Genomic DNA, 22,831 nt, shown 5'->3' with positions numbered 1-22,831 from the left:
CCGCAAAGTCGGGCGGCCGTGCCATCTTGGGCGTTCGCGCGGCGGGGTTCAAACGACTTTATCTATGGCACACTTAACTTTTTGTTAACTGAACCGCCGCGATGACCGCCCTGCCTCCGCTCAACGCGCTGCGCTGTTTCGAGGTCGCCGGCCGCCTGGGCAGCATCACCAGCGCGGCCGAGGAACTCAGCGTGACGCCCGCCGCCATCAGCCGCCAGATTCGTCTGCTGGAGGAACACCTGGGGCTCAAGCTGTTCCTGCGCCAGCACCGCCGCATCGTGCTCACCTCCATGGGTGCGGCGTATCACGCCGACATCTCGCGCTGCTTTGGCGGGATGCAGCGCGCCACGTCCGAACTGGGCGAACGCTCTCGCCGCCGCCAATTCGTCATCAAGGCGCCGCACAGCGTCGCCATGCGCTGGCTGCTGCCCCGGCTGTCGGGGTTTCACCGGCAATATCCCGACATCGACGTCAAGCTCCACACGGCCGTGGACGCGCCGGACTTCGAACGCGAGGAAGTCGACGCCGGCATCTGCATGGGCGATGGCCGCTGGCGCGGCCTGGTGAGCTACAAGCTGATGGTCAATGAACTGCTGCCGGTCTGCGTGCCCGGCAAATGCGCGCGGCTGCGCACGCCCGCCGATCTGAAGGGAGAGATCCTGCTGCATACACTGGCGCGCCCCGACTATTGGGAAATATGGCTGCAGGCCGCCGGCCTGACCGGGATCGACGTCACGCGCGGCCTGCGCTATGAATCGTCCGCGCTGGCCTACGAGGCCGCGCTGGAGGGCTACGGCGTGGCCATCGCACAAAAGCCCCTGGTGCAGAAGGAACTGGACGAAGGCCGGCTGGTGGCGCCCTTCGACCTGACCGTGGACCTGGGCGCGCAAAGCTATTATTTTGTCCTGCCCCCCGAAGACTACCGGCGGCCGTCGCCCGAACTGACGCAGTTCCGCGCGTGGGCGGCCTCCTGCGCGATCTAGCGCTGGCGGACTTTCGCCGAAAGCGGATCCCGATGTCCCGGTCCGCCTGCCGCGTTAGGCTACATTGCAGGGTCGCCAACCAGGCCCGCAGCCCCCTACAAGCTGCGCATCACCCCTTGCAGGAGCCGTACCGCAGTGAATGACACCTCCACGCCGGACACCGACCTTTCCGACGCGCCCAAAGAACAGCAAGCCACGCTTTGGCGCGACGACGGCTGGACCGCGCGCATCATCAAGAACGAAGACGACGACGGCTGGGCCGTCGAAATGACGCTGGACGGCCAGGCCGAGCCCGCGTTGGTCGGGCCCTGGACCATGGGCCGCGACAAGAAGAACCCCAAGCCGCTCGACGCCCCGGCCTTCCACACGTTGGTCAAGACGGCCAACGAAGTCCTGCGCCGCCACGAACAGCAACTGCACGCCACGCTGCACAAGAGCGTGAAGATCGACGCCGCCGAGGGCCGCCTGACCGTCAAGCTGGACATCGTGCCCGACGAGGACGAGCCCTACGCCACGCTCAGCGCCTACGACGAAATGGGCGAGCAGCTCGCCCAGATCCGCGTGCCGCCGACGTACAAGCTGAACGTGCAGCGGGCGTCGGATTGGGCAGCGGGCGGGTTCGGCCGGGAGGGCTGAGCCCCGGTCCTTGCGGGACGGCGGCGCTAGACCTGCTCCGCTTCCACGTCCCACTCGCCATCGCCGGCGTGCACGGCGCGCAGCAGCCGTCCCAGATGCCCGCTGCTGGAAAATCCCAAGTCGGCGCTGACGCTTGCGACGGATTCGCCAAGCGCAAGCCGCCGGCGCGCCGTCTGCGCCAGCACGAAGCGGCGCAGCGTGATGGGAGAGCGCCCATAGGTCTCGATGCAGGCGCGCTGCAAGCTGCGCGTGGTCGCGCCGAGCATGCTGGCCGACTCCGCAATCGCGGGCAGCGGCAGCCCCGCGTCCAGACGATCGCGCAGCAGCGCCAGCCATTGCCGGGCGAGCGGCAGCGGCAACTGCGGTGCGCGCGTGCGGGCCTGCAGGCGGGAGCCGGCGTCAAGCTGCGCAATAAGCGCCTGAACCAGCATCGGCAGCGCTGCCGCCGACATCGCCGGCATCCATAGCGCATCAAGCATGGCTTGCGCCGCGCCATCCAGTTGCAGCACACCGTCCGCCCCGCAACTTCGCAGCAATTCGGGCGCCAGATAGAGCTCGCCATGCTGCTGCGTCACGCTTTCTGCGCGCGTGCTGTGCTGGACGTGGGAGGGCAGCAGCAAGGCCTGCCCGCGCACCAGCCGGCAACGTCGGCGCGCGCCCTCCTCGTCGCGCCAGGCGCTATCCAGGGCGCCAGCGCGCGGCCACAGCAACATGGCGCAATCGTGTTCATGCCATTGAAACGCGTAGCGCGGCTGCCGGCTGGCCGCGAGCGCGAAGCCGGTCTGGGCAATCAGGCCTTGTTTGGAAGATAGCGGGACGGAACGCATCATGACGGCGGGCAAGACAAGTGCCGAGTCAGGCCACGCTGGCAACGGCGGAATGGGGCGTCCGGCCAGTATCGGCGCGTGGCGGCTTTCCCGCAAGCGCGGCGGGGCGCCAACACCCGCCCCTGTCGCGTACGGGATCATTCCATGTCGCACCGCGGTTCGCTGCCGTCCGGACGTCTTGCTTACGATCTGGGTCATTCAAACCAGCACAAGGGGAAGTAGATGATCCGCGCACTGCCCGCCGCATTGCTATCGGCCGCCGCCTTGGCCTTGCCGGCCACCGGCGCCCTGGCCGAGTCCGCATGGCCCGACAAACCCATTACCCTGATCGTTCCTTTCCCGCCGGGCGGGGGCACGGACCTGGTCGTGCGCACCTTGCAGCCCGCGTTGTCGCGCGAGCTGGGCCAGACCGTAATCATCCAGAACACCGGCGGCGCCGGCGGCACGGTGGGATCCGGGCAGGCTGCCCGCGCGCGGCCGGACGGCTACACGGCCCTGGCGGTGACGACCAGCACCACCGCGCTCAGCGCCAGCCTGTACAAGAAGCTGCCCTACAACCCGGAAAAGGATTTCGACTACATCGGCTTCATCGGCACCTCGCCTTATGTGCTGGCGGTGCAACCAGCCTTGAAGGCGGCCACGGTCGACACGCTGACCGACGCCTTGAAGGCGCGCCGCACCGGCACGTTCGCGTCGGTGGGCGCGGGCACCGTGTCGCATCTGCTTGGCGAAATGTTCACGAAGGACAAGAAGCTGGACCTCACGCACGTGCCGTATCGCGGCGCGGCCCCCGCGTATACCGACCTGATCGGCGGGCAGGTGGACATCATGTTCGACAACCCGGTGGGGCTGGCGCCGTTCGTGCAGAGCGGCAAGCTGGTGGCCGTGGCCACCACAAGTCCCACGCCGATCCTGCCGGGTGTGCCGACCTTTGCCTCCCAAGGCATGCCGGCCTATACGCAGGTGCTGTGGTATGGCCTGGCCTTTCCCAAGCAGACGCCCGATGCGATCGTGCAAAAGATGAATGCCGCACTCAACGCGGCACTGCGAGATCCGGCCGTGGCCTCGGACCTGGCCGCCAAGGGCGTGGACGGGCGTCCGGGCACGTCCGAAGCGCTGACGCAAGCCGTTTCACACGACCTTGCCTTCTGGGGCGACCTCATCACCAAGACCGGAGTCCCGTTTGACTAAGCCCGCCTTCCCTACCGCGCCCGCCGAGCCGCCCCCCCGCCAGGCGATCCTGCTGCGCGTATTCGTCGATACGTCCCAGCCCCGCCAAGGCGGAAACCCGGTGCCGCTGGTGCTTGACGCGCAGGGCATGACCGCCAGCGACATGCAGGCCCTGGCCGCGCACCACGGCCACGAGTCGTCCTTCGTCGTGCCGGCCGATGGCGATGACCATCTGTGCCAATTGCGATTCTTCGTGCCCGGCCACGAAATGGAGATGTGTGGACACGCAACCGTGGGCACGCTCTGGGCCCTGCGGCAGTGGGGACGCTGGACGACGCCGCGCGCACGTGTTCAGACCCTGAGCGGCAGCGTGGATATCGAATGGGACGACGCTGGCAATCGCGCCTGGGTGTCGCAGCCTGCCGCCGCCACCTCCGCGCTCACGCCGGCGCAATGCCGCGCGATCGCTGACGTGCTGCGCATCGATCCGGACTTGCCCGGCCTGCACATGATCAATGCCAGCACCAGCCGCGTGAAGACGCTGGTACGGTTGCCGGGCGTGGCCGAGCTGAACGCCTTGACGCCCGACTTCGAAGCGATGCGGGACCTCTGCGAGGCCATCGGCTCGACCGGTCTCTACCCCTATGCGCTGACGACCGATGGCGCCAGCGCGCGGCAATTTCCCAAGGCGTCTGGCTACCCCGAGGATGCGGCCACCGGCATTGCGGCCGCCGCCTTGTGGGGATACCTGAACGAGACGGGCGGCGTGCGGGCGGACGGTGTGTACACGGTCCGCCAGGGCGTGGCCATGGGATCGCCCTCGGCAATCCAGCTGCGCCGGCGTACCGGCGCCCCCGGATGTTGGCTGAGCGGCGAAACGCAATGGATGCGGTGACCCGCCGCGGTACGGCCGAGTCGCGGCTGGCGGCAGCCGGCTGGCGCCTGCCCGCAGCGCCGGCTCCGCGTGGCGCCTATGCGCCCTACCACCTGGCGGCACTGTCAGGCGCAACACTGATCTGCGTCAGCGGCCAGGCCAGCCGGCGGGACGGCACACCCATCGTCGGAACATGCCGGCCGGGCGCCGAGCTGGACGCGGCCCGGGCGGCCTGCGCGCACGCGGCGCTGAGCGCGCTGAGCGCCCTGCGCGAGGCCTGCGGCGGCAACCTGGACCGCGTACGCGCCATCGTGCAACTGCGCGGCTATCTGCGCAGCGAGGCGGAATTCGAACACCACAGCGCGGTGCTGGACGGCGCGTCACAGGTGCTTGAGGCCGCATTCCCGCATATGCCGCGCCCGGCGCGCAGCGCGGTGGGCGTGACCAGCCTGCCGGGCCGCAGCTGGGCCGAGATCGAAATCAGCGCGCTGCTGGACGACCGCGGCTGATCCCGCGGCGCCGACCCGCCCGCTTTCTGGCGGGCGGCATTGACGCGACGATACCGGTACGACTGAACCACCGCCCCACCGGGCGACAGGGTCAGTGCCCGGTCGAATCGCCCTGACGGCTGGCCTCGAACAAGAACCACGTGCGCCGCTCGGTCTCGTCGATCCAGTTTTCGATCAGGCTGGAACTGGCGATGTCGCGATGCTCGTCGGTGACGTTGTGCGCCTCGCGCAGCGTTGCCGCCAGCACCTTGTTGTCTTCCCGCAGCTCGGCCAGCATGTCCAGCGGCTGCACGAAGTCGGCGTCGTTGTCCGAGATGCGCTGCGAGCGCGAGATGTGGCCGATGGACCGCAGCGTCGTGCCTCCAATCTTGCGGATGCGCTCGGCGATGGGGTCCGTCATGGCGAACAGCTGGTCGCCCTGCTCGTCCAGCAACAGATGGTAGTCCCGGAAGTGGGGTCCACTGACGTGCCAATGAAAGTTCTTGGTCTTCAGGTACAGGGCGAACACGTCGGCCAGCACCTGATTCAGCACGGCGGAGATGTCGCGGGTGGCGTCGGCCGCCAGGTCGGTGGGCGTTGCCAGCGGCGCCTTGCGGCGGACCTTCAGCGCCTTGGTGGTCTTCTCATTCAGTTTCTTGGCCATGGATCGCACCTTTGTGAAATGAATCGGACAACACGATTGCGGCGCGGCATGAACCGCCCGCGAGGCACAGCGTAAATCTCCGGATGCGCTTTGCCAATGCCCGGCGCAGCGAAGGAGTATGCTACGCCGCTTCGCATCCCCCTGATCCCTTCCCACCATGCGCGGCAATCCCGACGCCGGGCAAGGCGCCATCGCGTTGCACGGGTTCTATTTCCTGTATTACGGCCTGCAGGGCGTAAGCATTCCCTTCCTGCCCTTGTGGTTCGCCAGCCGGGGCTTGGACCCGGCCCTGATCGGGCTGATCGTCGCCACGTCGTTCCTGCCCAAGATCGTATCGACGCCGATCGTGGCGCACATCGCGGACCAGACGGGCCGCGCCCACGCGCTGATCGCATCGGCGCTCGCGGCGTCCCTGGTTCTTTTCGTGTGCTATCCGTTTAGCCAGACTTCAGCCTGGCTGCTGGCCATCACGCTGTTGCTGAACGCGGTGTTCCCGGCCGTGCTGCCGCTGATGGACCGCATGGCCATCGCGAGCGGGCGCGGACAGGGCAATTCCTACACGGTGATGCGCGCCTGCGGCTCGCTGGGCTTTGCCACGGTGACGGTGGCGGGCGGGTATCTGATCAAGACGTTCAACGCGGATTGGGTGATGTGGCTGTCGATCCTGCTGATCGTGGCGTGCCTGGCCTGCGTGCGTATGCTGCCGCGGGCGGCGCGGCCGGCGCCCCAAGAATCCCAGGCCGAACGCGTCCGGGTGCCGATGCGCGAAGTGCTGCGCGACCGCCCGTTGCTGCTGTGCATCGCCGCGGCCTCGCTGGTGCAGGCAAGCAACGGCTTCCTGTATTCCTATTCGACGCTGTACTGGACCGCGAGCGGCCTGTCGACGGCGATGATTTCGCTGTTGTGGGTGGTGGGCGTCGCTAGCGAGGTCCTGTTCTTCTTTCTGGCGCCGCGCATCCTGGCGCGCACGGGTGCGCAGTGGCTGATCCTGGCCTCGGCCGTCATGACGGCGATCCGTTGGGCGGGCCTGTCCGCCACCACCGCCCCCACACTGATCGCGAGCTTGCAGTTGCTTCAGTGCTTCACCTTGGCCGGTAACAATGCCGCCATCATGTGGTACATCACCCGCCGCGCGCCCGCCGCCTGCAAGACTTCGGCAATCGCGCTGTACGCCATGCTGTCGGGCGGCGTGTTCATGTTCGCCAGCATTCAGCTCGGCGGCGCGCTGTACCGCAGCTTCGCCCCGGGCGGCTTTCTGGTGATGGCGCTGTGCGCCGCCGCGGCCGCACCATTGGTGATGGTCTCGGAGAAACTGCGGCGGCGCGAGGCGAACTGAACGTGGCGTTGGCGTTCAGCGCGTGCGCGGGACGGCCATGGCATCGCGCGAATCGCCGCTGACGCCTGAACCGCGCTTGAACGCTGCCGCGTTATGGCCAAATTTTTCGCGGTAGGCGGCCGGACTGGTCAGCACGATACGCCGGAAGTGCCGGCGCATGGACTCCTCGGAGCCAAACCCGGCCAGCTCGGCAATGCGGCCCACGGACAAACGCGTCTGCGATTCAAGCATTTCACGGGCCGCGGCCACGCGTTCGCGGATCAGCCATTCATAGGGGGCCATGCCGGTGGCCTCTTGGAATTGCCGTTGCAGCGTGCGCGGACTCATCGCGGCGCGGTCCGCCAGCGAGCGCAACGTATGCGGCGACGTGCAATGCTGCCGCATCCAGTCCATCAACTTGGCCAGGCGCCCGCTTTCGTCGGAAGGCATGGGCCGCGGCACGAACTGCGCCTGCCCTCCTTCGCGGTGCGGCGCCACCACGAGCCGCTGCGCGACCCGATTGGCCACCGCCCCGCCATAGTCGCGGCGCACCAGGTGAAGCAGCATGTCCAGCCCGGCCGCGGACCCGGCCGACGTGATGATCTGTCCGTCATCCACATACAACGCATCGGGTTGAACCCGCACCTGCGGGTAACGCTGCTGCAGTTTGGCGGCATATCGCCAGTGGGTGGTCACGGTCTTCCCGTCGAGCACGCCGGCGGCGGCCAGAACAAAAACGCCGGAACAGATCGAACAAAGCCTTGCCCCGCGCTGATACGCCGCGCGAAGCTTCTTGAGCAACGGCGCGGGCGGCAATTCGTCGGCATCACGCCAACCGGGCACGACGATGGTGTCGGCACGATCCAGCAACTTGAGGGTATAAGGCGCGGCCACGGTAATGCCGCCTGCGGCGCGCAGCGGGCCAGGCTCGCTGGCGCACACGGCGAAGCGATACCAATCGACATCAAGCTCTGGACGCTCGAGCGCGAACAACTCGGTCACGCAGCCGAATTCGAAGGTACAGAGCCGGTCGTAAGCCAGCGCGACAACTAGGTGATTGGTCATGGCGTAATGTTACCGGTAAATGTCATTTACGCCACTTATCGGCAAGGCGGCGCGACGCCAGAATGGGGCTTCTGGATCCTGCTTCCAGATGCCTCTAATCCTCCTTTTAAGAGTTCTGCCATGCCCACGACGAACGCCGTCACCGCCATCCCCGCCGCCGACAGCGCAACCGCCCTCGCCCACTTTCACGCATCGCTGCAATTCGAGACCGATTGCTCCGACGTGGCGGGCGCCCTCGCCTCGGGCACCCCGGGCTTCGTGCTGCTGGACGTGCGCAGCCCGGCGCTATTCGCCCAGAGCCATGTCCCGGGCGCCCTGAACCTGCCGCACGGCAAGATCGTCGAATCGAAACTGCTCAACTATCCGGCCGACACGTTCTTCGTCACGTACTGCGCGGGTCCACACTGCAACGGGGCCACACGAGGCGCACTGCGGTTGGCGCAGTTAGGCCGTCCCGTTAAGGTGATGACTGGCGGCATCACCGGCTGGGTCGACGAAGGGTTGCCGCTTGAGGGCAGCGTGGCAGGCCGGATCGAGGGTGAGCGCAGAAGTGCCTGAGATGGGCGTTGAATTGTGAGTTGGCTGATGCTGGTGTCTAACGGTTGCTGGTTGCTGGTGGCTGGTGCGGGTGCGGGTGCGGGTGCGGGTGCTGGTGCTGGTGCTGGTGCTGGTGCTGGTGCTGGTGCTGGTGCTGGTGCTGGTGCTGGTGCTGGTGCTGGTGCTGGTGCTGGTGCTGGTGCTGGTGCTGGTGGTCGGGCGGGGTTCTTGAGACGCCCGGTGCGGCGTGGGCCTGGGGCGGGCGGGGCTCCGATTGCGGTCCGGAGCCTTCGCTCCGGACTCCCCCATCCTCATCCTCGTTGCCGCCTCCGGCGGCTGCCTTCGGATTCCGTCGGGCGCATCTAAACGCCCCGCCCACCCCAGGCCCACGCCACACCGGGCTTTGCAGTTGAATCTTCTCGGGCGACGGGGGGATTCGGGTTCTTGAGGTTCTTGCACACAGTTGGGTGGGAGAGAAAAATCTTGCGGGGCCCGCCCCCGGGCGGCCGCGCGGGCGGCCTTCGTGGGCTTACGCGGCGTCTTGCGTCGAGGTGATGACGCTTCGCGTGTGGCGGCTTCTTCTTCAAGATACCGTCTTGACCGTCAAGCGTTCAGACGTAGTCGGGCCGATACGGTGTCCGAGTTTTAAGCACGCCGAAGCACAGATGCACCAGCTTTCTCATGGCCGCGCCTAGCGCGGCCATTTTGCTCTTTCCAGCTGCTAATAGTCGCGCATAAAGCGCACCAACGTGTGGGTTGAAGCGCTTGCTGACGATAGCGGCCATGTAGAGGGTGGCACGTACCGTGCTGGGACCCGTTTTAGATAGCCGCGGCCGGCTGTTCAGACTGGTGCCGGACTGGCGTTGCACCGGTACCACCCCCAAGTAGGAGGCCAAGCCCTCGGCTGACTCGATGTGTCGGTTATGCATGATCGACAGGATCGAGTTCCCCGCTCGATCCCCGATGCCGGGGATGCTGGTCAGCAGTTCCCGATCCTCCTTCAGGTCCGGGTGGCGGTCGATGTGGTCATTGATCGCATGATCCAGGCGTTTGATCTCTTCGCGCAGGAACGCGATCGTTTTGGCGATGGATCCCTCGACCAGCACGGGTGGATCACTGAACTGCGTCTTCTCCTGGCGATTGAGTTCGCGCTGCAGATCCTTGGCCAGCGCGTCGCGCCGAGCCAACAAGGCCCGTAGTTGACGGGCATGCAGCGGTGCGGGGCGCCACAGCCCAGGCTTGAGCGCCTGACCGTAGCGGGCCAGCACGTAGCTATCGATCCCATCGGTTTTGGAGCGCACCGCCAGCGCCCCGGCGAAATCGCGCACCTGGGCAGGGTTGACCAACGAGACACTGACCGAAGCGTCATGCAGGGCCGTGGCGGCCTGCTCGTGATATTGCCCTGTGGGCTCGAGCACGGCATGCAACTGCGCCGGCTCGGCTCCCTGCTTGGCGCACCACTGCAGCAGCGTCTGCACGCCCGCTATCGAGTTGGGTACGACCTTGGTCTTGCGTTTGTTGGCATCGCTGCCAAGCAGCGCGCAATCCAGCTTCGCCTTAGAAACGTCAATTCCGAGAAAAAACATAAACCTAAGCTCCCTTGCCAATACCAAAGAAGCCCGCTGCGCCCACTTGCCTTGTACATACAGGGTCCAATGCCCTAGGCTACCGTCCAGTGTCCAGCCGGCTCAGAGGTGCGGAACCGAGGCGTAATCTGAACCACAAAGTCCAGGCTCTAGGTGTCTGAACACGCTCATCGGTCCGCTTGTAGCGATAGCTAATCACTACAGTGGCCAAGATACAAGGTGTCTGACACCCTGGTGAGATGCCCTTCATACCAAGTTCACCTCCCGAGGGTGTCAGACACCGGCAGCAGCAACTACTGGCACATTCGTAAGCCTGATTCAGGTGCCCGACACCCAGGCAAGATCGCGACATACCAATTGCATTCAGGCGTGCAAGACACCATTGGCAATTACGCTTCGCGCATGGCTGCTGATGGTTCAGATATCAAGCGCCCACACGCCGCGCTCGCCACTAATCGTCAGGTCAACTCCAGTGCCCGATGGGCGGCGCGCGTACTGGTCGGCAAGCTGCCATTGTCCGTGGACGCGCGCCGCCCATCACCGCCCCCCCCCCGCGTTGGAGCGCCCATCAGCAAACCACCCTCCGCCAGCGCGCAAGCGCACACTGCCACGACGCCCCACCGCCCCGATGCCGATTGCCGCCGCCCGGGCGGCAGCAATTCGGCGGCCCCGCAAATTCCCTTCCCTGACCACAGGTCTTACAGCGCCACATACCAAAGACCCTCGCAGCACGGCGTCGCGGGCACCGTGGGTGCGAGCGCCGTCGATGCGCCCGAGGGAATCTGAAGGGAGCCGAAGGCGGACGAAGATGACGAAGGGGCAGTCCGGAGCGAAGGCTCCGGACCGCAATCGTGGGCGATCGTGCCCACGGTGACCGCGGCGTCGGGCGACCTACGAAGATCGTGAAGACCTATAAAAATCTGTGGTCCGAAACAAAAAAAGGCCCTGCATCAGCAAGGCCTTCCATCCACCCAATCAGCAGCACCCAATCCGCTTCTTCCCCCCGTATCGCGCCTCCTGGCGCTCCCGGAAGAAATCCTCGTAGCTCATCGGCTCCTGCTCAGGATGCGTGCGCCGCATATGCTCGACATACGTCTCGTAATCCGGCACGCCGACCATCAGCCGGAGCGTTTGCCCCAGGTAGCGGCCGGCGGCGCCGGCTGCGGAAGTCATGTTGCTGAACAGCATGCGGCTCCTCCTGGGTTGCGGTCAGTCGGCGCCGGCGGCTGCGGGCAGCGTTTCGTACGGCGTTTCGCGGGACGTCGGCTTGTTTTCATTGCGGGCGCGCTGCACCGACTTCAAGCCGAACACCACGATGCTCACCACCACGAAGATGAAGATCGCGCACAGTCCTGCGTTGATGTAGTCGTTCATCACCACGCGCGACATCTCGCCCAGCGACTTCGCCGGCGCCAGCACCTTGCCTTCGGCAATCGCGGCGTTGTACTTGTCGGCGTGGGCGAGGAAGCTTACGCGCGGGTCCGAGTGGAAGAGCTTTTGCAGACCGGCGGTCAGCGTGCATGCCAGCAGCCAGAGCGTGGGCAGCACCGTGACCCAGGCGTAGCGGTCGCGCTTCATCTTGAACAGGACGACCGTGCCCAGCGTCAGCGCAATCGCGGCCAGCATCTGGTTGGCGATGCCGAAGAGCGGCCACAGGGTGTTGATGCCGCCCAGCGGATCAACCACGCCCTGATACAGGAAGTAGCCCCACGCCGCCACGCAAAGGCCCGTGGCGATCAGGTTGGCGGGCAGCGAATCCGTGCGCTTGAGCGACGGGGCGAACGTGCCCAGCAGATCCTGCAGCATGAAGCGGCCCGCGCGGGTGCCGGCGTCCACGGCGGTCAGGATGAAGAGCGCTTCGAACAGGATGGCGAAGTGGTACCAGAACGCCATCATGCCCGGGCCGCCCAGCGCCTGATGCAAGATGTGGGCCATGCCCACAGCCAGCGTCGGCGCGCCGCCGGCGCGCGAGATGATCGTGCTCTCGCCCACGTCCTTGGCCGTCTGCACCAGCTCGGCCGGCGTGATCACGAAGCCCCAGCTCGACACCACCTGGGCGACCTGGTCCGGCGTCGTGCCGATGACGGCTGCCGGGCTGTTCATGGCGTAGTAGATGCCGGGCTCGATCACGCAAGCCGCCACCAGCGCCATGATGGCCACGAAGGATTCCATCAGCATGCCGCCGTAACCGATGTAGCGGGCCTGGGTTTCGTTTTCGATCAGCTTGGGCGTGGTACCCGAGGAGATCAAGGCGTGAAAACCGGACACCGCGCCGCAGGCGATGGTGATGAAAAGGAACGGGAACAGGTTGCCCGACCACACCGGACCGGTGCCATCGATGAACTGGGTCAGCGCGGGCATCTTCAGTTCGGGGGCCACGACCACGATGCCGATCGCTAGACCGACGATGGTGCCGATCTTCAGGAAGGTCGACAGGTAGTCACGAGGCGCCAGCAGCAGCCACACGGGCAGCACCGAGGCAATGAAGCCGTAGACGATCAGGATCCAGGTCAGGCCCTTGCCGTCGAAGTCGAACATCGGGCCGATGACCGGATGCGCGGCCACGTCCTGACCGAACGTGATGGCCGCCATCAGGCCCAGGAAGCCGATGATGGACACCTCGCCGATCTTGCCCGGGCGGATGTAGCGCAGGTAGACACCCATGAAGAGCGCGATGGGGATCGTCGCGGCCACCGTGAAGGTGCCCCACGGCGAATGCGTCAGCGCCTTCACGACGATCAGCGCCAGCACGGCCAGGATGATGACCATGATCATGAACGCGCCGAACAGCGCGATCACGCCGGGGATCTTGCCCAGTTCCGACTTGACCAGGTCGCCCAGCGAGCGGCCGTCGCGGCGGGTGGAGATGAAGAGGATCGTGAAGTCCTGCACGGCGCCGGCGAACACGACGCCGGCCAGGATCCACAGCATGCCGGGCAGATAGCCCATTTGCGCGGCCAGCACCGGTCCGACCAGGGGACCCGCACCAGCGATGGCGGCAAAGTGGTGGCCGAACAGCACATGCTTGTTGGTGGGCACGTAGTCCAGGCCGTCGTTGTACTTCCAGGCCGGGGTCATGCGCGTGGGGTCAAGCTGGAAGACCTTGCGCGCGATGAAGCGGCTGTAGTAACGGTAGGCGATGAGATAGACGCAGACGGCGGCGATCACCACCCATAGCGCGTTGATGGTCTCCCCTCTGGCCAGCGCCACGGTGCCCAGCGCAAACGCGCCCAGTACCGCAACCGCCAGCCAGACCAGGTGCTGACCCAGTCCCTTACTGCTGGTGTGCATAAGTGCTCCTCTTGCCTCCCGCCATGCTCTTGGCGTGAAACGCTTTTTTCGTCCCGCGGAAGGCAGACTCATTGTTGTAGGGTGGCGGACGCACGCGTCCACGCTTGCGTCGGGTCGACGCGGGCGCCAGTATTGCCGCCCCCCCACGGCGCCAACAAGCGCGGAACTACGCAAGCGGGCTACGTGTTACTACGCCATGCGCCGCAGCAAAATTCCGTGGAAATCGTAAAATTGCCCGAACTTTCCGCGTTCCTGCCTCGGCGCCCCGTCGGTTGATGCGTTGCAGCAAAGCCGTCCCGGGCTGATACAAATCCTTATGAAGCTGCGTCTCAAAATTTTGCTGCTTGCGGCAGTCCCGCTGCTGGTGGCCGTCGCCGCCATCACGGTCGCCGTGTACGTGCAGGGACTGCAACTGGCGCAGCGCGAAAAGCAGGTGGTTGAAACCGCCTGGCTTGCCAGCAAGGAAGGCGAACTGCGCCACTACGTGAACCTGGCCTACAGCGCCATCGCGCCCCTGCAGGCCGCGGGCGACGACGAGGCCACGCGCCAGCGCGCGCTTGAACTCCTGTCGCAGATGGAGTTCGGGCACGACGGCTACTTCTTCGTCTACGACCTGAACGGCAGGAACCTGATGCACCCGCGGCAGCCGGAACTGGTCGGGCAAGACCTTTGGAACCTGCGCGACACGCAGGGTCAGCCGGTCATCCAGAACCTGCTGACGGCGGCGCGGCGCGGCGGGCAGCAGGGCGAGGTGGTGCATTACCTCTGGGAAAAGCCATCCACCAACCAGACCGTCGAAAAGCTTGGCTACGTCGTGGTGCTGGAGCGCTGGGGCTGGATGCTGGGCACCGGCATCTATCTGGACGATGTGCAGCAGGCGCTGGTGCGGATCGACGCCGCGGCGCAGGCCAATATCCGGGACATGTTTGCGTGGGTGGCGGGCATCGCGGCGGTGTCGATCCTTGGCGTGGCGGCCTGCGGCCTGGCGCTCAATATCAGCGACCATCGCCAATCCGACGCCAAGCTACGCCTGATGGCCCGCCAGATTGTGCGTTCGCAGGAAGACGAGCGCGCGCGCCTGTCGCGCGAGCTGCACGACGGCATCAGCCAGGTGCTGGTGTCGGTCAAGCTGTCGCTGGAGGCCGCTCGCGAACGGCTGCGGCAGTCGCACCCGGACGATCCCCGCGTGCTTGCGCACATCGACACGCCGCTGGGCGGCGCGCTCGACCGGCTGAACACGGCCGTCGGCGAAGTCCGCCGCATCTCGCACAACCTGCGCCCCACCCTGCTGGACGACATGGGCCTGCCCGCGGCGCTGGAGCACCTGGGCCGGGAATTCGCCATCCGCGCCGAGGATGGCGCGCCGCCGTTGACTGTGGACCTGCATACCGTCGGGCAGCCGGTGAAGCTGCCCGACGCCTACGCGACCGCGCTGTTTCGCGTGACGCAAGAAGCGCTGACCAACGTGATGCGCCATGCGGGCGCGACGCGCGCGGACCTGACGCTGGCGTACTCGGCGCGCGACCTGCGCCTGACCATCAGCGACGACGGCTGCGGCTTTGACGATGCCGCCGTCCAGCAAGACCCCCATCGCGGCATCGGCCTGCGCAACATGCGCGAACGCATGAGCGCGCTGTCCGGCACCCTGACTTTTCATTCCACCGCGCAAGGCACGACCTTGCAGGCCTGGCTTCCCCTGCCGCCCGCCGGCGCCCCGCTTTCGACCCCTCGCCAAGCATGATCGACAAATCCGACGCTATCCGCCTGCTGCTGATCGACGACCACCCCCTGGTGCGAGACGGCCTGCGCCTGCGCCTGGAAACCGTGCCGCAATTGCGGGTGGTGGGCGAAGCCGGCAACGCCGCCGCCGCCCAGGCTTTCCTGGCCGCCTGCATGGCCGAAGACCCGCAGGGCGGCACCCTGCCCCATCTGGCGCTGATGGACCTGAACATGCCCGGGGTCGGCGGCCTGGAGCTGACGGCGTTCCTGCACGAGCGCTATCCGCAGATTGCAGTGCTGGTGCTGTCCATGCACGACAACCCCGAATACATGGTGCAGGCCGTGAAGGCCGGCGCCCGCGGCTACCTGCTCAAGGACGAACCGGCGCAAGAGATCATCGCCGCCATCGACGCCGTCATGGCCGGCCGCAGCTACTTCAGCGCCGCGGCGGCGGTGCGGCTGTCGCAGGCCAGCGCGCTGGCGACGCTGCTCACACAGCGCGAGCGCGACGTGCTGCGGCACATCGCGGACGGCCATGCCAACAAGCAGATCGCGCTGATGCTGGGATTGTCCGTGCGCACGGTCGAAACGCACCGCCTGAACATCAAGCGCAAGCTGGGCATCGACGGCCAGGCCGAACTCATCAAGTACGCGGTGGAAAACCGGGGCGTCTGAATGCCGCAAATACCCCCACGCGCCGCGGGCAAGCGCGCATTCCGACTTGGCCGCTGAGGTAGACTTGCGACACGAACGCATCCCCGATGCCGCCCTGCATCAACCCACGCATCACCGCGCGCCAGCGGGCGCGCTGCCAGGAGTCCCCATGTCATTGGAAAAGCACTACACCGCCATTCTCGAAGCACTAGGGGAAGATCCGTCCCGCGAGGGGCTGGCCGACACGCCCGCCCGCGCGGCCAAGGCCATGCGTCACCTGTGCCGGGGCTACGACCAGAACCTGGAAGAGATCGTCAACGGCGCCTTGTTCACCTCGGACACGCGCGAGATCGTCCTGGTCAAGAACATCGAGCTGTACTCGCTGTGCGAGCACCACATGCTGCCCTTCATCGGCAAGGCGCACGTCGCCTACCTGCCGGCCGGCAAGGTCCTGGGCCTGTCCAAGGTCGCGCGCATCGTCGAAATGTATGCGCGCCGCCTGCAGATTCAGGAAAACCTCAGCCGCCAGGTGGCTGAAGCCGTGCAAAGCGTCACCGGCGCAGCCGGCGTGGCCGTCGTCATCGAGGCCCAGCACATGTGCATGATGATGCGCGGCGTCGAAAAGCAGAATTCGTCCATGGTCACCTCGGTGATGCTGGGCGAGTTCCATGAAAACCCGTCCACGCGTGCGGAATTTCTCAGCCTGATTCGCTGAACCGGCGATCTCATCCTTTTGGCGCATATCGCGGGCCCGCCCGCTGCGACGACGATGCCCGTTCGGGCATTGCCGGCGCAGCCGGCGGGCCCGGCCGCTTTTGGCTCCTACTGATCCGGACATCTGGCCCTAGCGTTCTGGTCCCATCCGGGCAAACTGGCACCAGCAAGCCGGTCGCGCCGGGGCGCGGCCGTTCTCTCCCGGAGATCTCCATGAACGCGATATACCGCCTGATTCGCCGCTGCACCCTGGCCGGCCTGGCCGCCGCGCTGCTGGCTGCGCCCGCCTACGCGCAGACCAAACTCGTGGTGGGCTATCAGCTCATCGTCGGGCCTTTCCTGTCCTCGATCGCGGACGGCAGTTTCGACAAGGCCCTCAAAGAGGCCGGCTACCAGGTGGACTGGCGCCAGTTCACCTCGGGCGGCGACATCTCGACCGCGCTGGCCTCCGGCAACGTGCCGGTGGGCGTGCTGGGTTCCACGGGCATCACCTCGGCCGCCACGCGCGGCGTGGACATGCAGCTCTTCTGGATCCTGGACAACATCGGCAAATCCGAAGCGCTGGTGGCGCGCAACGGTTCCGGCATCAACAGCACGGCCGACCTGAAAGGCAAGCGCGTCGCCACGCCGTTCGTGTCGACGTCGCACTTTCACCTGCTGGTCGGGCTTGAGCAGGTCTGGAAGGTGCCGCCCCGCGACGTGCGCATCCTGAACATGCAGCCGCCGCAGATCGTGGCCGCCTGGCAGCGTGGCGACATCGACGCCGCCTACGTGTGGCCGCCCGCCCTGACCGAGATCGCCAAGACCGGCAAGATCATCGCCGACTCCGAACAGATCGGCGCGGCCAGCGTGCCGACGTTCGACGGCATCGTGGTGGACAAGGCCTGGGCGCAGAAGAATCCGAAGTTCATGGCTGCCTTTACCGGCGTGCTGGCCAAGTCGTATGCCGACTACCGCGCCAACAGCGCCAAGTGGACGGCCGACTCGCCGCAGGTCAAGGGCATCGTCAAGCTCATCGGCGGCAAGCCGGAAGACATCGTCGAGGCGCTGGGCCTGCTGGTGTTCCCGACCGTGGAAGAGCAGGCATCCAAGACCTGGCTCGGCGGCGGCAAGGACTCGGGCGCGGCGCGCGCCTTCGCGGCCAGCGCCAAATTCCTGAAGGACCAGAAGCAGATCGACAAGGCGCTGGACGACTACAGTCCGTTCGTCACCGACCAGTACGCGAAGGCGGCGGCCAAGTAATCACCCCGCCCGGCACGGCGCCACCCCGGCGCCGGCCGCCGCGACAGGGCGGACCCGGCAGCCGCCGGCCCGGCCACAACGACCAGGGGGAGCAGCATGACCATGCAGCAGTCCACATCCGCCGCGCAGCGCCTGTGCGCCGAAGGCGTCAGCGTCACCTACCCCGGCCTGCACGACAGCGGCCCGGTGATCGCGCTGCACGACGTCAACCTGACCATCCAGCCGGGCGAATTCGTCGTCGCGCTCGGCGCCTCGGGCTGCGGTAAGACCACCTTGCTCAGCCTCTTGGCAGGATTTCTGTCGCCGACCGAGGGCGAGATCACGCTGGGCGGCAAACCCATCGTCGGCCCGGGCGCGGACCGCGGCGTGGTGTTCCAGAAACACGCGCTGCTGCCCTGGCTGAACGTGCTGGAAAACACCGAGTTCGGCCTGAAGCTGCAAGGCGTGGACAAGGAGACCCGCCGCGCCCGCGCCCGCCGCAACCTGGAACTGGTGGGCCTGCAGGATTTTCACCGCCACATGATCTACCAGCTGTCAGGCGGCATGCAGCAGCGCGTGGGCATTGCGCGCGCGCTGACCTGCGACCCCGCCATGCTGCTGATGGACGAGCCCATGGCCGCGCTGGACGCGCTGACCCGGGAAACCATCCAGGAACTGCTGCTGGACATCTGGCGGCAGACCAACAAGATGTTTTTCTTCATCACCCACAGCGTGGAAGAAGCGCTCTTTTTGGGATCGCGGCTGATCGTCATGTCGCCGCGCCCGGGCCGGATCACGCACACGTTCGAGCCGGCGTTCAACCGGCGCTACCTGGAGACCCGCGATGGCCGTGGCATCAAATCCAGTCCCGACTTCATCGCCATGCGCGAACAAGTCCTCGGCATCATCTACGGGGACGAGCGCGCCGCCGCCCCGCACGCCCTCCATGCCTAAGCGGCGCACCGGCCACACGCCCGCCGCGCCGGGCAAGGTCTACGGGGCGCCGGGCGCAGGCTACAGCGGCCACATCAGTCTCCTGACCAGCCTGGCGCTGCTCGCGCTGTGGTTTCTGGTGACCAGCGCCGGCTGGGTGCGGCCGCTATTCCTGCCCTCGCCCATCGCCGTGTACGACAAGTTCGTCTTTGCCATGACCGAGGGCGTGGCCAACTCCACGCTGACCGAGCATGCGCTTGCCAGCCTGGGCCGCGTGTTCGGCGCGTTCTTCCTGGCCTGCGTGACCGCGATCCCGGTCGGCATCCTGATGGGCGTGAACCGGTACGCCCGCGGCGTCTTCGACCCGCCCATCGAGTTCTACCGGCCGCTGCCGCCGCTGGCCTACCTGCCGCTCATCATCATCTGGTTCGGCATCGGCGAGTTTCCGAAGATCCTCTTGATCTATCTGGCGATCTTCGCGCCCATGGCGATCGCCGCGCGCGCGGGCGTGCGCTCGGTGTCCATCGAACAGATCCACGCGGCCTACGCCATGGGCGGGACCAGCCGCCAGATCGTCTGGCACGTGATCCTGAAGGCGGCGATGCCCGAGATCTTCACGGGCATGCGCATCGGCATCGGCGTGGGCTGGACGACGCTGGTGGCCGCCGAGATGGTGGCGGCCGACCGGGGCCTGGGCTTCATGGTGCTGAACGCCGCGCAGTTCCTGGCCAGCGATACGGTCATCATGGGCATCATCGTGATCGGCCTTTTTGCCTTCGCGTTCGACCTGCTGGTGCGCTACCTTGAACGCTTCGCCATCCCGTGGAAGGGACGCATCTGACAGGGCAATCCCGCATTCCTTCCCCCATCCGGCTCCTTTATTCTGAGACTCGGACCCACCGGGCGCCGCAGCGCCGCGCCCGGCCGTGCCGAGAGTCAAAAGGAGCCAGCCATGTCCAGCCAGGCCTCGATGCTCAAGCCTGTGTTGTGGGAACGCCTGTTCGAAAAAGCCAGCGCGCCCAACCTCAGCCTGCAGGGGCGCGTGCGCCAGATGCTGGTGTCGGCGATCCTCAGCGGCCACCTGCCGCCCGGCATGCCCGTGCCGTCCAGCCGCTACCTGGCCGACCAGTTGCGCATCGCGCGCAACACCGTCGTGTTTGCGTACCAGCAGCTGGTGTGCGAAGGCTATCTGGTCTCGCGCGAACGCAGCGGCCATTTCGTCAGCGATACCGTCATGGAGGGCCACTCCGGCCCGGCCGCGGACGCCACGCCCGCGGCACCCGCCCATGCCGGCGGCGTGCGCTGGGACGAGCGCCTGCGCTTTCGCCCCACGCGGCAACGCAACATCACCAAGCCGCGCGACTGGCAGAAGCAGCCCTACCCTTTTGTGTACGGCCAGTTCGACCAGGACCTTTTTCCCACCGCCGAATGGCGCGAGTGCTGCATCAAGGCGCTGTCGGTGCTGGACATCCGCAGTTGGGCGCCCGATCTCATCACGCACGACGACCCCGCGCTCATCGAACAGATCCGCACGCAGGTGCTGCCGCGCCGGGGCGTGTGGGCCGACGCCGAAGAGATCGTCATCACGGTTGGCGCGCAGCACGCGCTTTATCTGCTTGCCGACCTGCTGGTGAACGAAGACACGGTGGTCGGCATGGAAGACCCGGGCTATCCGGACGCGCGCAATATCTTTGCCAGCCACACCCGCCACCTGTTGCCGCTGCCCGTGGACGAACAGGGCCTGCGCACCGGCACGCAGCTGCTGGGATGCGACTACCTGTTCGTCACACCGGGCCATCAGTGTCCCACCACCGTCACGCTGTCGATGGAGCGTCGCGCCGGCCTTCTGGCGCTGGCGCGGCAGGCCGACAGCCTGATCATCGAAGACGACTTCGAAAGCGAAAGCCGCTGGGGCGAAGGCGCGCTGGCCGAAGGCGTGGTGGTCGAGCCGGGCGACGTGTTCTTCATGGACGGCGCAAACGCGCCCCGCAACTTCCTGCGCGTGGGGTTCACATCGATCCGCCCCGAGCACATCGAGCCGGGCATCGCCCGCCTGGCCAAGGTGGTCGACGCACAGCGCCGCGCGGCGCAGGATCTCGTGCTTGACGGTGTGTGACATCTCTCGTGCTTGACGGTGTCTGACACCCTGGTGAGAGCGCCTTCATCCTGCGATGCCATCTCAGAGGGTGTCAGACACCGGCCTCATCTGCTGGTGTCTGACTTCTTCGCACCGTTAGAGCAGTTCGTCACGCAGGTAGTACCAGCGATAAAGCAACCCCTGCCCGATGCGGCGGAATGGCGCGAACAGGTGGCCTGGCAATGGCGTGTCGTAGATCGGCAGGTTCCACGCAATGCCGTCCTTGCCCATCATGCGTTGCGCCAGCCGCCTGCCGGCGTGGGCCGAGAAGGCCACGCCGTTGCCGCCGTAGCCGAAGGCGTAATACACCTGCTGCGCGGGATCGGGCTGCGTCACGCGCGGCATCATGTCGTGGCTGACGTCCACCCAGCCCCACCACGAGTAGGCCACGTCCACGCCGCGCAACGCGGGGAACTTGCGCGCCAGGCCTTCACGCAGCAGCGCCAGGTGCCGGGGGTTCTCGGCGTCCGCGCCGCGCAGCGCGCTGCGGCTGCCGATCTGCATGCGGCCGTCGGGCAGCAGCCGGTAGTAAAAGCGCAGCGTGCGCGTGTCGGTGATGAACACCGTGCTCTTCAGACCCGCCGCCTCGCGTTCGGCCGGCGAGAGCTCGCGCGTGACCATGGAGTTGGACAGCACCGGCATGATGCGATTATCCAGCAGCCGGTTGACGCCCTGCGCGGTGTAGCCGCCGGTGGCAAACGCCACACGGCGGGCGCGCACCGTGCCGCCGGGGGTCTGCAGCCGGTACACGCCGTTTTCCACGCGCCAGCCCAGCACGGGGCTGGACGGATGAATGCGCACCCCCAGCGCCCGCGCCTGCCGCAGATAGCCGTACGCCAGCTTGAGCGGATGCACGCCGACGCCATCCGGCTCGTGCATGGCGCCCACGGCCTCGCGGTCGTCGACGTAACGTTCGCGCAGTTCCGCGCTGCTGAGCATCCTGGTGTCGTAGCCGAAAACATCGCGCATCACGCGCGCCTCGTTTTGCAGGAAGGCCATTTTCTTCTGGCGATGCGCCGTGTACAGGTGGCCGCCGGGTTGCGCATCGCAATCGACCTGCGCCACCAGGCTCTTCCAGTACTCGAATCCTTCGCGGATCTCGGCATCCAGCCGCTTGGCCGTGTCCAGACCCCAGCGTTCGATCCACTGCGAGCGGTACAGGCGTCCGGACGCGTTCTGGCCCTGTCCGCCATTGCGGCTGGTGCAGCCCCAGACCGCGCGGTTGGCTTCCAGCACAACCGCCTTCACGCCGAAGTCGCGCGCCAGCGCCAGCGCGGCCGACAGCCCGGTAAAGCCCGAACCGACGATCACCACGTCGGCGTCCACATCGCCGTTGATCGGCCCATCGTCCTCGGGCGGCGCGCCGGCCGTCGCCACCCAGTAAGTCGGCGCGTAGTCCTGGCCCTGGCCGGGCGGGGACACCAGCGGATCGTAGGCCGGGTTGTAGGCGTTGAGGGCGGCGCCGGACGCGGGCGCCGGGCGGGGAATGCCGACCGACATTTGCGTATCCATGACGGAATCTAGGCCTTTGCCGGCAAGGCCGGACGCTGCTTGCGAAAGGCATTCTTCACCTGGATCTTGCCGTCCTTGAAGGTGAACACGTCGACCATGTCGGCTTCCACCCGCGAGCCGTCCGCCGCCGTGCCGCAAAACGTGGACTCGGACACGCCGCGGTCGCCGGCCACCCAGTGCCGTCCGTTTGCCCATTGCGCGTCCGGAAAGTTCTTCCAGGCCGCGGCAAAGGCCGCGCGCACCGCCTCCGGACCCGCGTGGCGGCTGCCGTATTGCTCCGGCCCGCCCACGGTCTCGAACACGCAGTCTTCGCTCATGAACGACATCAAGGCGTCGATATCGTGCCGGTTCCAGGCGGCCGCAAACTCGGCCAGCATTTCCACGGTGACGGACTTTTGCATTGCCTACCCTCCTTCGCTGGCGCGGCGCGAGATGCGTCCACGCTGAACCCTCAAGGTACGTGCGGGCCATGCACGGGGGTAGGACCAGACCCGGGGAATCGCTT

At 66.7% G+C, this 22,831-nt stretch carries 23 protein-coding genes; 15 read left to right on the top strand and 8 right to left on the bottom strand.

Annotated elements, in window-relative coordinates:
• Nucleotides 1-101 precede the first annotated feature (101 nt).
• Nucleotides 102-983 (top strand): transcriptional regulator GcvA, encoded by an 882-nt coding sequence (gcvA, locus tag H4P35_RS11520; RefSeq protein WP_152384245.1) that lies wholly within the window; start codon nt 102-104, stop codon nt 981-983.
• 135 nt (nt 984-1,118) lie between these two features.
• Entirely contained in the window at nt 1,119-1,619 is a 501-nt protein-coding gene (locus H4P35_RS11515; protein ID WP_180099293.1) for a hypothetical protein, read from the top strand.
• A 26-nt stretch (nt 1,620-1,645) separates the two neighbouring features.
• Here the strand turns inward: H4P35_RS11515 and H4P35_RS11510 are convergent, their stop codons facing one another.
• Nucleotides 1,646-2,449 carry a helix-turn-helix transcriptional regulator gene (locus tag H4P35_RS11510; protein ID WP_180099292.1) on the bottom strand — a complete coding sequence of 268 codons (804 nt, stop codon included), beginning with the start codon at nt 2,447-2,449 and terminating at the stop codon, nt 1,646-1,648.
• 219 nt (nt 2,450-2,668) lie between these two features.
• Here H4P35_RS11510 and H4P35_RS11505 point away from each other — a divergent pair, with 219 nt between their 5' ends.
• Genes H4P35_RS11505 through H4P35_RS11495 form a run of 3 tightly spaced genes read left to right on the top strand, consistent with a single transcriptional unit; the run spans nt 2,669 to nt 4,999 of the window.
• Nucleotides 2,669-3,637 (top strand): tripartite tricarboxylate transporter substrate binding protein, encoded by a 969-nt coding sequence (locus H4P35_RS11505; RefSeq protein WP_226849096.1) that lies wholly within the window; start codon nt 2,669-2,671, stop codon nt 3,635-3,637.
• On the top strand, nt 3,630-4,511 hold the full coding sequence (locus H4P35_RS11500; RefSeq protein ID WP_226849095.1) for a PhzF family phenazine biosynthesis protein: 882 nt from the start codon (nt 3,630-3,632) through the stop codon (nt 4,509-4,511). Before H4P35_RS11505 ends, H4P35_RS11500 begins: the two co-directional genes overlap by 8 nt.
• Nucleotides 4,499-4,999: a RidA family protein gene (locus tag H4P35_RS11495; protein ID WP_226849094.1), complete on the top strand. Its 501-nt coding sequence runs from the start codon at nt 4,499-4,501 to the stop codon at nt 4,997-4,999. Before H4P35_RS11500 ends, H4P35_RS11495 begins: the two co-directional genes overlap by 13 nt.
• A 91-nt stretch (nt 5,000-5,090) precedes the next feature.
• On the opposite strand, the gene H4P35_RS11490 is transcribed toward H4P35_RS11495, so the two are convergent.
• On the bottom strand, nt 5,091-5,642 hold the full coding sequence (locus tag H4P35_RS11490) for a Dps family protein (protein ID WP_056316975.1): 552 nt from the start codon (nt 5,640-5,642) through the stop codon (nt 5,091-5,093).
• 157 nt (nt 5,643-5,799) lie between these two features.
• On the opposite strand from H4P35_RS11490, the gene H4P35_RS11485 reads away from it, so the two are divergent.
• On the top strand, nt 5,800-6,978 hold the full coding sequence (locus H4P35_RS11485) for an MFS transporter (protein WP_226849092.1): 1,179 nt from the start codon (nt 5,800-5,802) through the stop codon (nt 6,976-6,978).
• 15 nt (nt 6,979-6,993) lie between these two features.
• On the opposite strand, the gene ftrA is transcribed toward H4P35_RS11485, so the two are convergent.
• Nucleotides 6,994-8,022 (bottom strand): transcriptional regulator FtrA, encoded by a 1,029-nt coding sequence (ftrA, locus tag H4P35_RS11480; RefSeq protein ID WP_226849090.1) that lies wholly within the window; start codon nt 8,020-8,022, stop codon nt 6,994-6,996.
• A gap of 120 nt (nt 8,023-8,142) precedes the next feature.
• On the opposite strand from ftrA, the gene H4P35_RS11475 reads away from it, so the two are divergent.
• Nucleotides 8,143-8,580, top strand: coding sequence for a rhodanese-like domain-containing protein (locus tag H4P35_RS11475; RefSeq protein ID WP_226849088.1), 438 nt, complete (start codon nt 8,143-8,145; stop codon nt 8,578-8,580).
• 64 nt (nt 8,581-8,644) lie between these two features.
• The gene (locus H4P35_RS11470; protein ID WP_226849086.1) at nt 8,645-8,791 is read left to right on the top strand and encodes a hypothetical protein; all 147 of its coding nucleotides are present in this window, start codon (nt 8,645-8,647) and stop codon (nt 8,789-8,791) included.
• Between the two features lie 379 nt (nt 8,792-9,170).
• Here H4P35_RS11470 and H4P35_RS11465 read toward each other — a convergent pair whose 3' ends face one another.
• The 3 genes from H4P35_RS11465 to H4P35_RS11455 all read right to left on the bottom strand — a co-directional run bounded on the left by H4P35_RS11465 (nt 9,171) and on the right by H4P35_RS11455 (nt 13,436).
• A complete protein-coding gene (locus tag H4P35_RS11465; protein ID WP_142051393.1) occupies nt 9,171-10,145 on the bottom strand; it encodes an IS110 family transposase in 975 nt (324 codons plus the stop codon).
• A 975-nt stretch (nt 10,146-11,120) separates the two neighbouring features.
• The gene (locus H4P35_RS11460; RefSeq protein WP_105238611.1) at nt 11,121-11,333 is read right to left on the bottom strand and encodes a YbdD/YjiX family protein; all 213 of its coding nucleotides are present in this window, start codon (nt 11,331-11,333) and stop codon (nt 11,121-11,123) included.
• Between the two features lie 21 nt (nt 11,334-11,354).
• Nucleotides 11,355-13,436 carry a carbon starvation CstA family protein gene (locus H4P35_RS11455; protein WP_056316965.1) on the bottom strand — a complete coding sequence of 694 codons (2,082 nt, stop codon included), beginning with the start codon at nt 13,434-13,436 and terminating at the stop codon, nt 11,355-11,357.
• 316 nt (nt 13,437-13,752) lie between these two features.
• On the opposite strand from H4P35_RS11455, the gene H4P35_RS11450 reads away from it, so the two are divergent.
• The 7 genes from H4P35_RS11450 (at nt 13,753) to H4P35_RS11420 (ending at nt 20,793) form a co-directional block, all read left to right on the top strand.
• Nucleotides 13,753-15,177 (top strand): cache domain-containing protein, encoded by a 1,425-nt coding sequence (locus H4P35_RS11450; protein WP_056316962.1) that lies wholly within the window; start codon nt 13,753-13,755, stop codon nt 15,175-15,177.
• Entirely contained in the window at nt 15,174-15,830 is a 657-nt protein-coding gene (locus tag H4P35_RS11445) for a response regulator transcription factor (RefSeq protein ID WP_128828209.1), read from the top strand. Before H4P35_RS11450 ends, H4P35_RS11445 begins: the two co-directional genes overlap by 4 nt.
• Before the next feature lie 148 nt (nt 15,831-15,978).
• Nucleotides 15,979-16,524: a GTP cyclohydrolase I FolE gene (folE, locus tag H4P35_RS11440; RefSeq protein ID WP_056316955.1), complete on the top strand. Its 546-nt coding sequence runs from the start codon at nt 15,979-15,981 to the stop codon at nt 16,522-16,524.
• A gap of 212 nt (nt 16,525-16,736) precedes the next feature.
• On the top strand, nt 16,737-17,765 hold the full coding sequence (gene tauA / locus H4P35_RS11435; RefSeq protein WP_128828207.1) for a taurine ABC transporter substrate-binding protein: 1,029 nt from the start codon (nt 16,737-16,739) through the stop codon (nt 17,763-17,765).
• 96 nt (nt 17,766-17,861) lie between these two features.
• Nucleotides 17,862-18,698: a taurine ABC transporter ATP-binding protein gene (locus H4P35_RS11430; protein ID WP_056316948.1), complete on the top strand. Its 837-nt coding sequence runs from the start codon at nt 17,862-17,864 to the stop codon at nt 18,696-18,698.
• Nucleotides 18,691-19,518 carry an ABC transporter permease subunit gene (locus H4P35_RS11425; protein ID WP_056316945.1) on the top strand — a complete coding sequence of 276 codons (828 nt, stop codon included), beginning with the start codon at nt 18,691-18,693 and terminating at the stop codon, nt 19,516-19,518. The genes H4P35_RS11430 and H4P35_RS11425 overlap by 8 nt, the downstream gene beginning before the upstream one ends.
• Before the next feature lie 111 nt (nt 19,519-19,629).
• Nucleotides 19,630-20,793 carry a PLP-dependent aminotransferase family protein gene (locus tag H4P35_RS11420; RefSeq protein WP_226849084.1) on the top strand — a complete coding sequence of 388 codons (1,164 nt, stop codon included), beginning with the start codon at nt 19,630-19,632 and terminating at the stop codon, nt 20,791-20,793.
• A gap of 117 nt (nt 20,794-20,910) precedes the next feature.
• On the opposite strand, the gene H4P35_RS11415 is transcribed toward H4P35_RS11420, so the two are convergent.
• Together H4P35_RS11415 and H4P35_RS11410 are read right to left on the bottom strand one after the other, a co-directional pair.
• A complete protein-coding gene (locus H4P35_RS11415; RefSeq protein ID WP_226849082.1) occupies nt 20,911-22,326 on the bottom strand; it encodes an FAD-binding oxidoreductase in 1,416 nt (471 codons plus the stop codon).
• An 8-nt stretch (nt 22,327-22,334) separates the two neighbouring features.
• On the bottom strand, nt 22,335-22,727 hold the full coding sequence (locus H4P35_RS11410; protein ID WP_226849080.1) for a nuclear transport factor 2 family protein: 393 nt from the start codon (nt 22,725-22,727) through the stop codon (nt 22,335-22,337).
• Nucleotides 22,728-22,831 lie beyond the last annotated feature (104 nt).

Source organism: Achromobacter sp. 77 (assembly GCF_020541125.1).
In the GTDB taxonomy this organism is placed as follows: domain Bacteria; phylum Pseudomonadota; class Gammaproteobacteria; order Burkholderiales; family Burkholderiaceae_B; genus Achromobacter; species Achromobacter mucicolens.
Note: the sequence above shows the minus strand (reverse complement) of the source record. Positions and strands in the feature narration are given on the sequence as shown.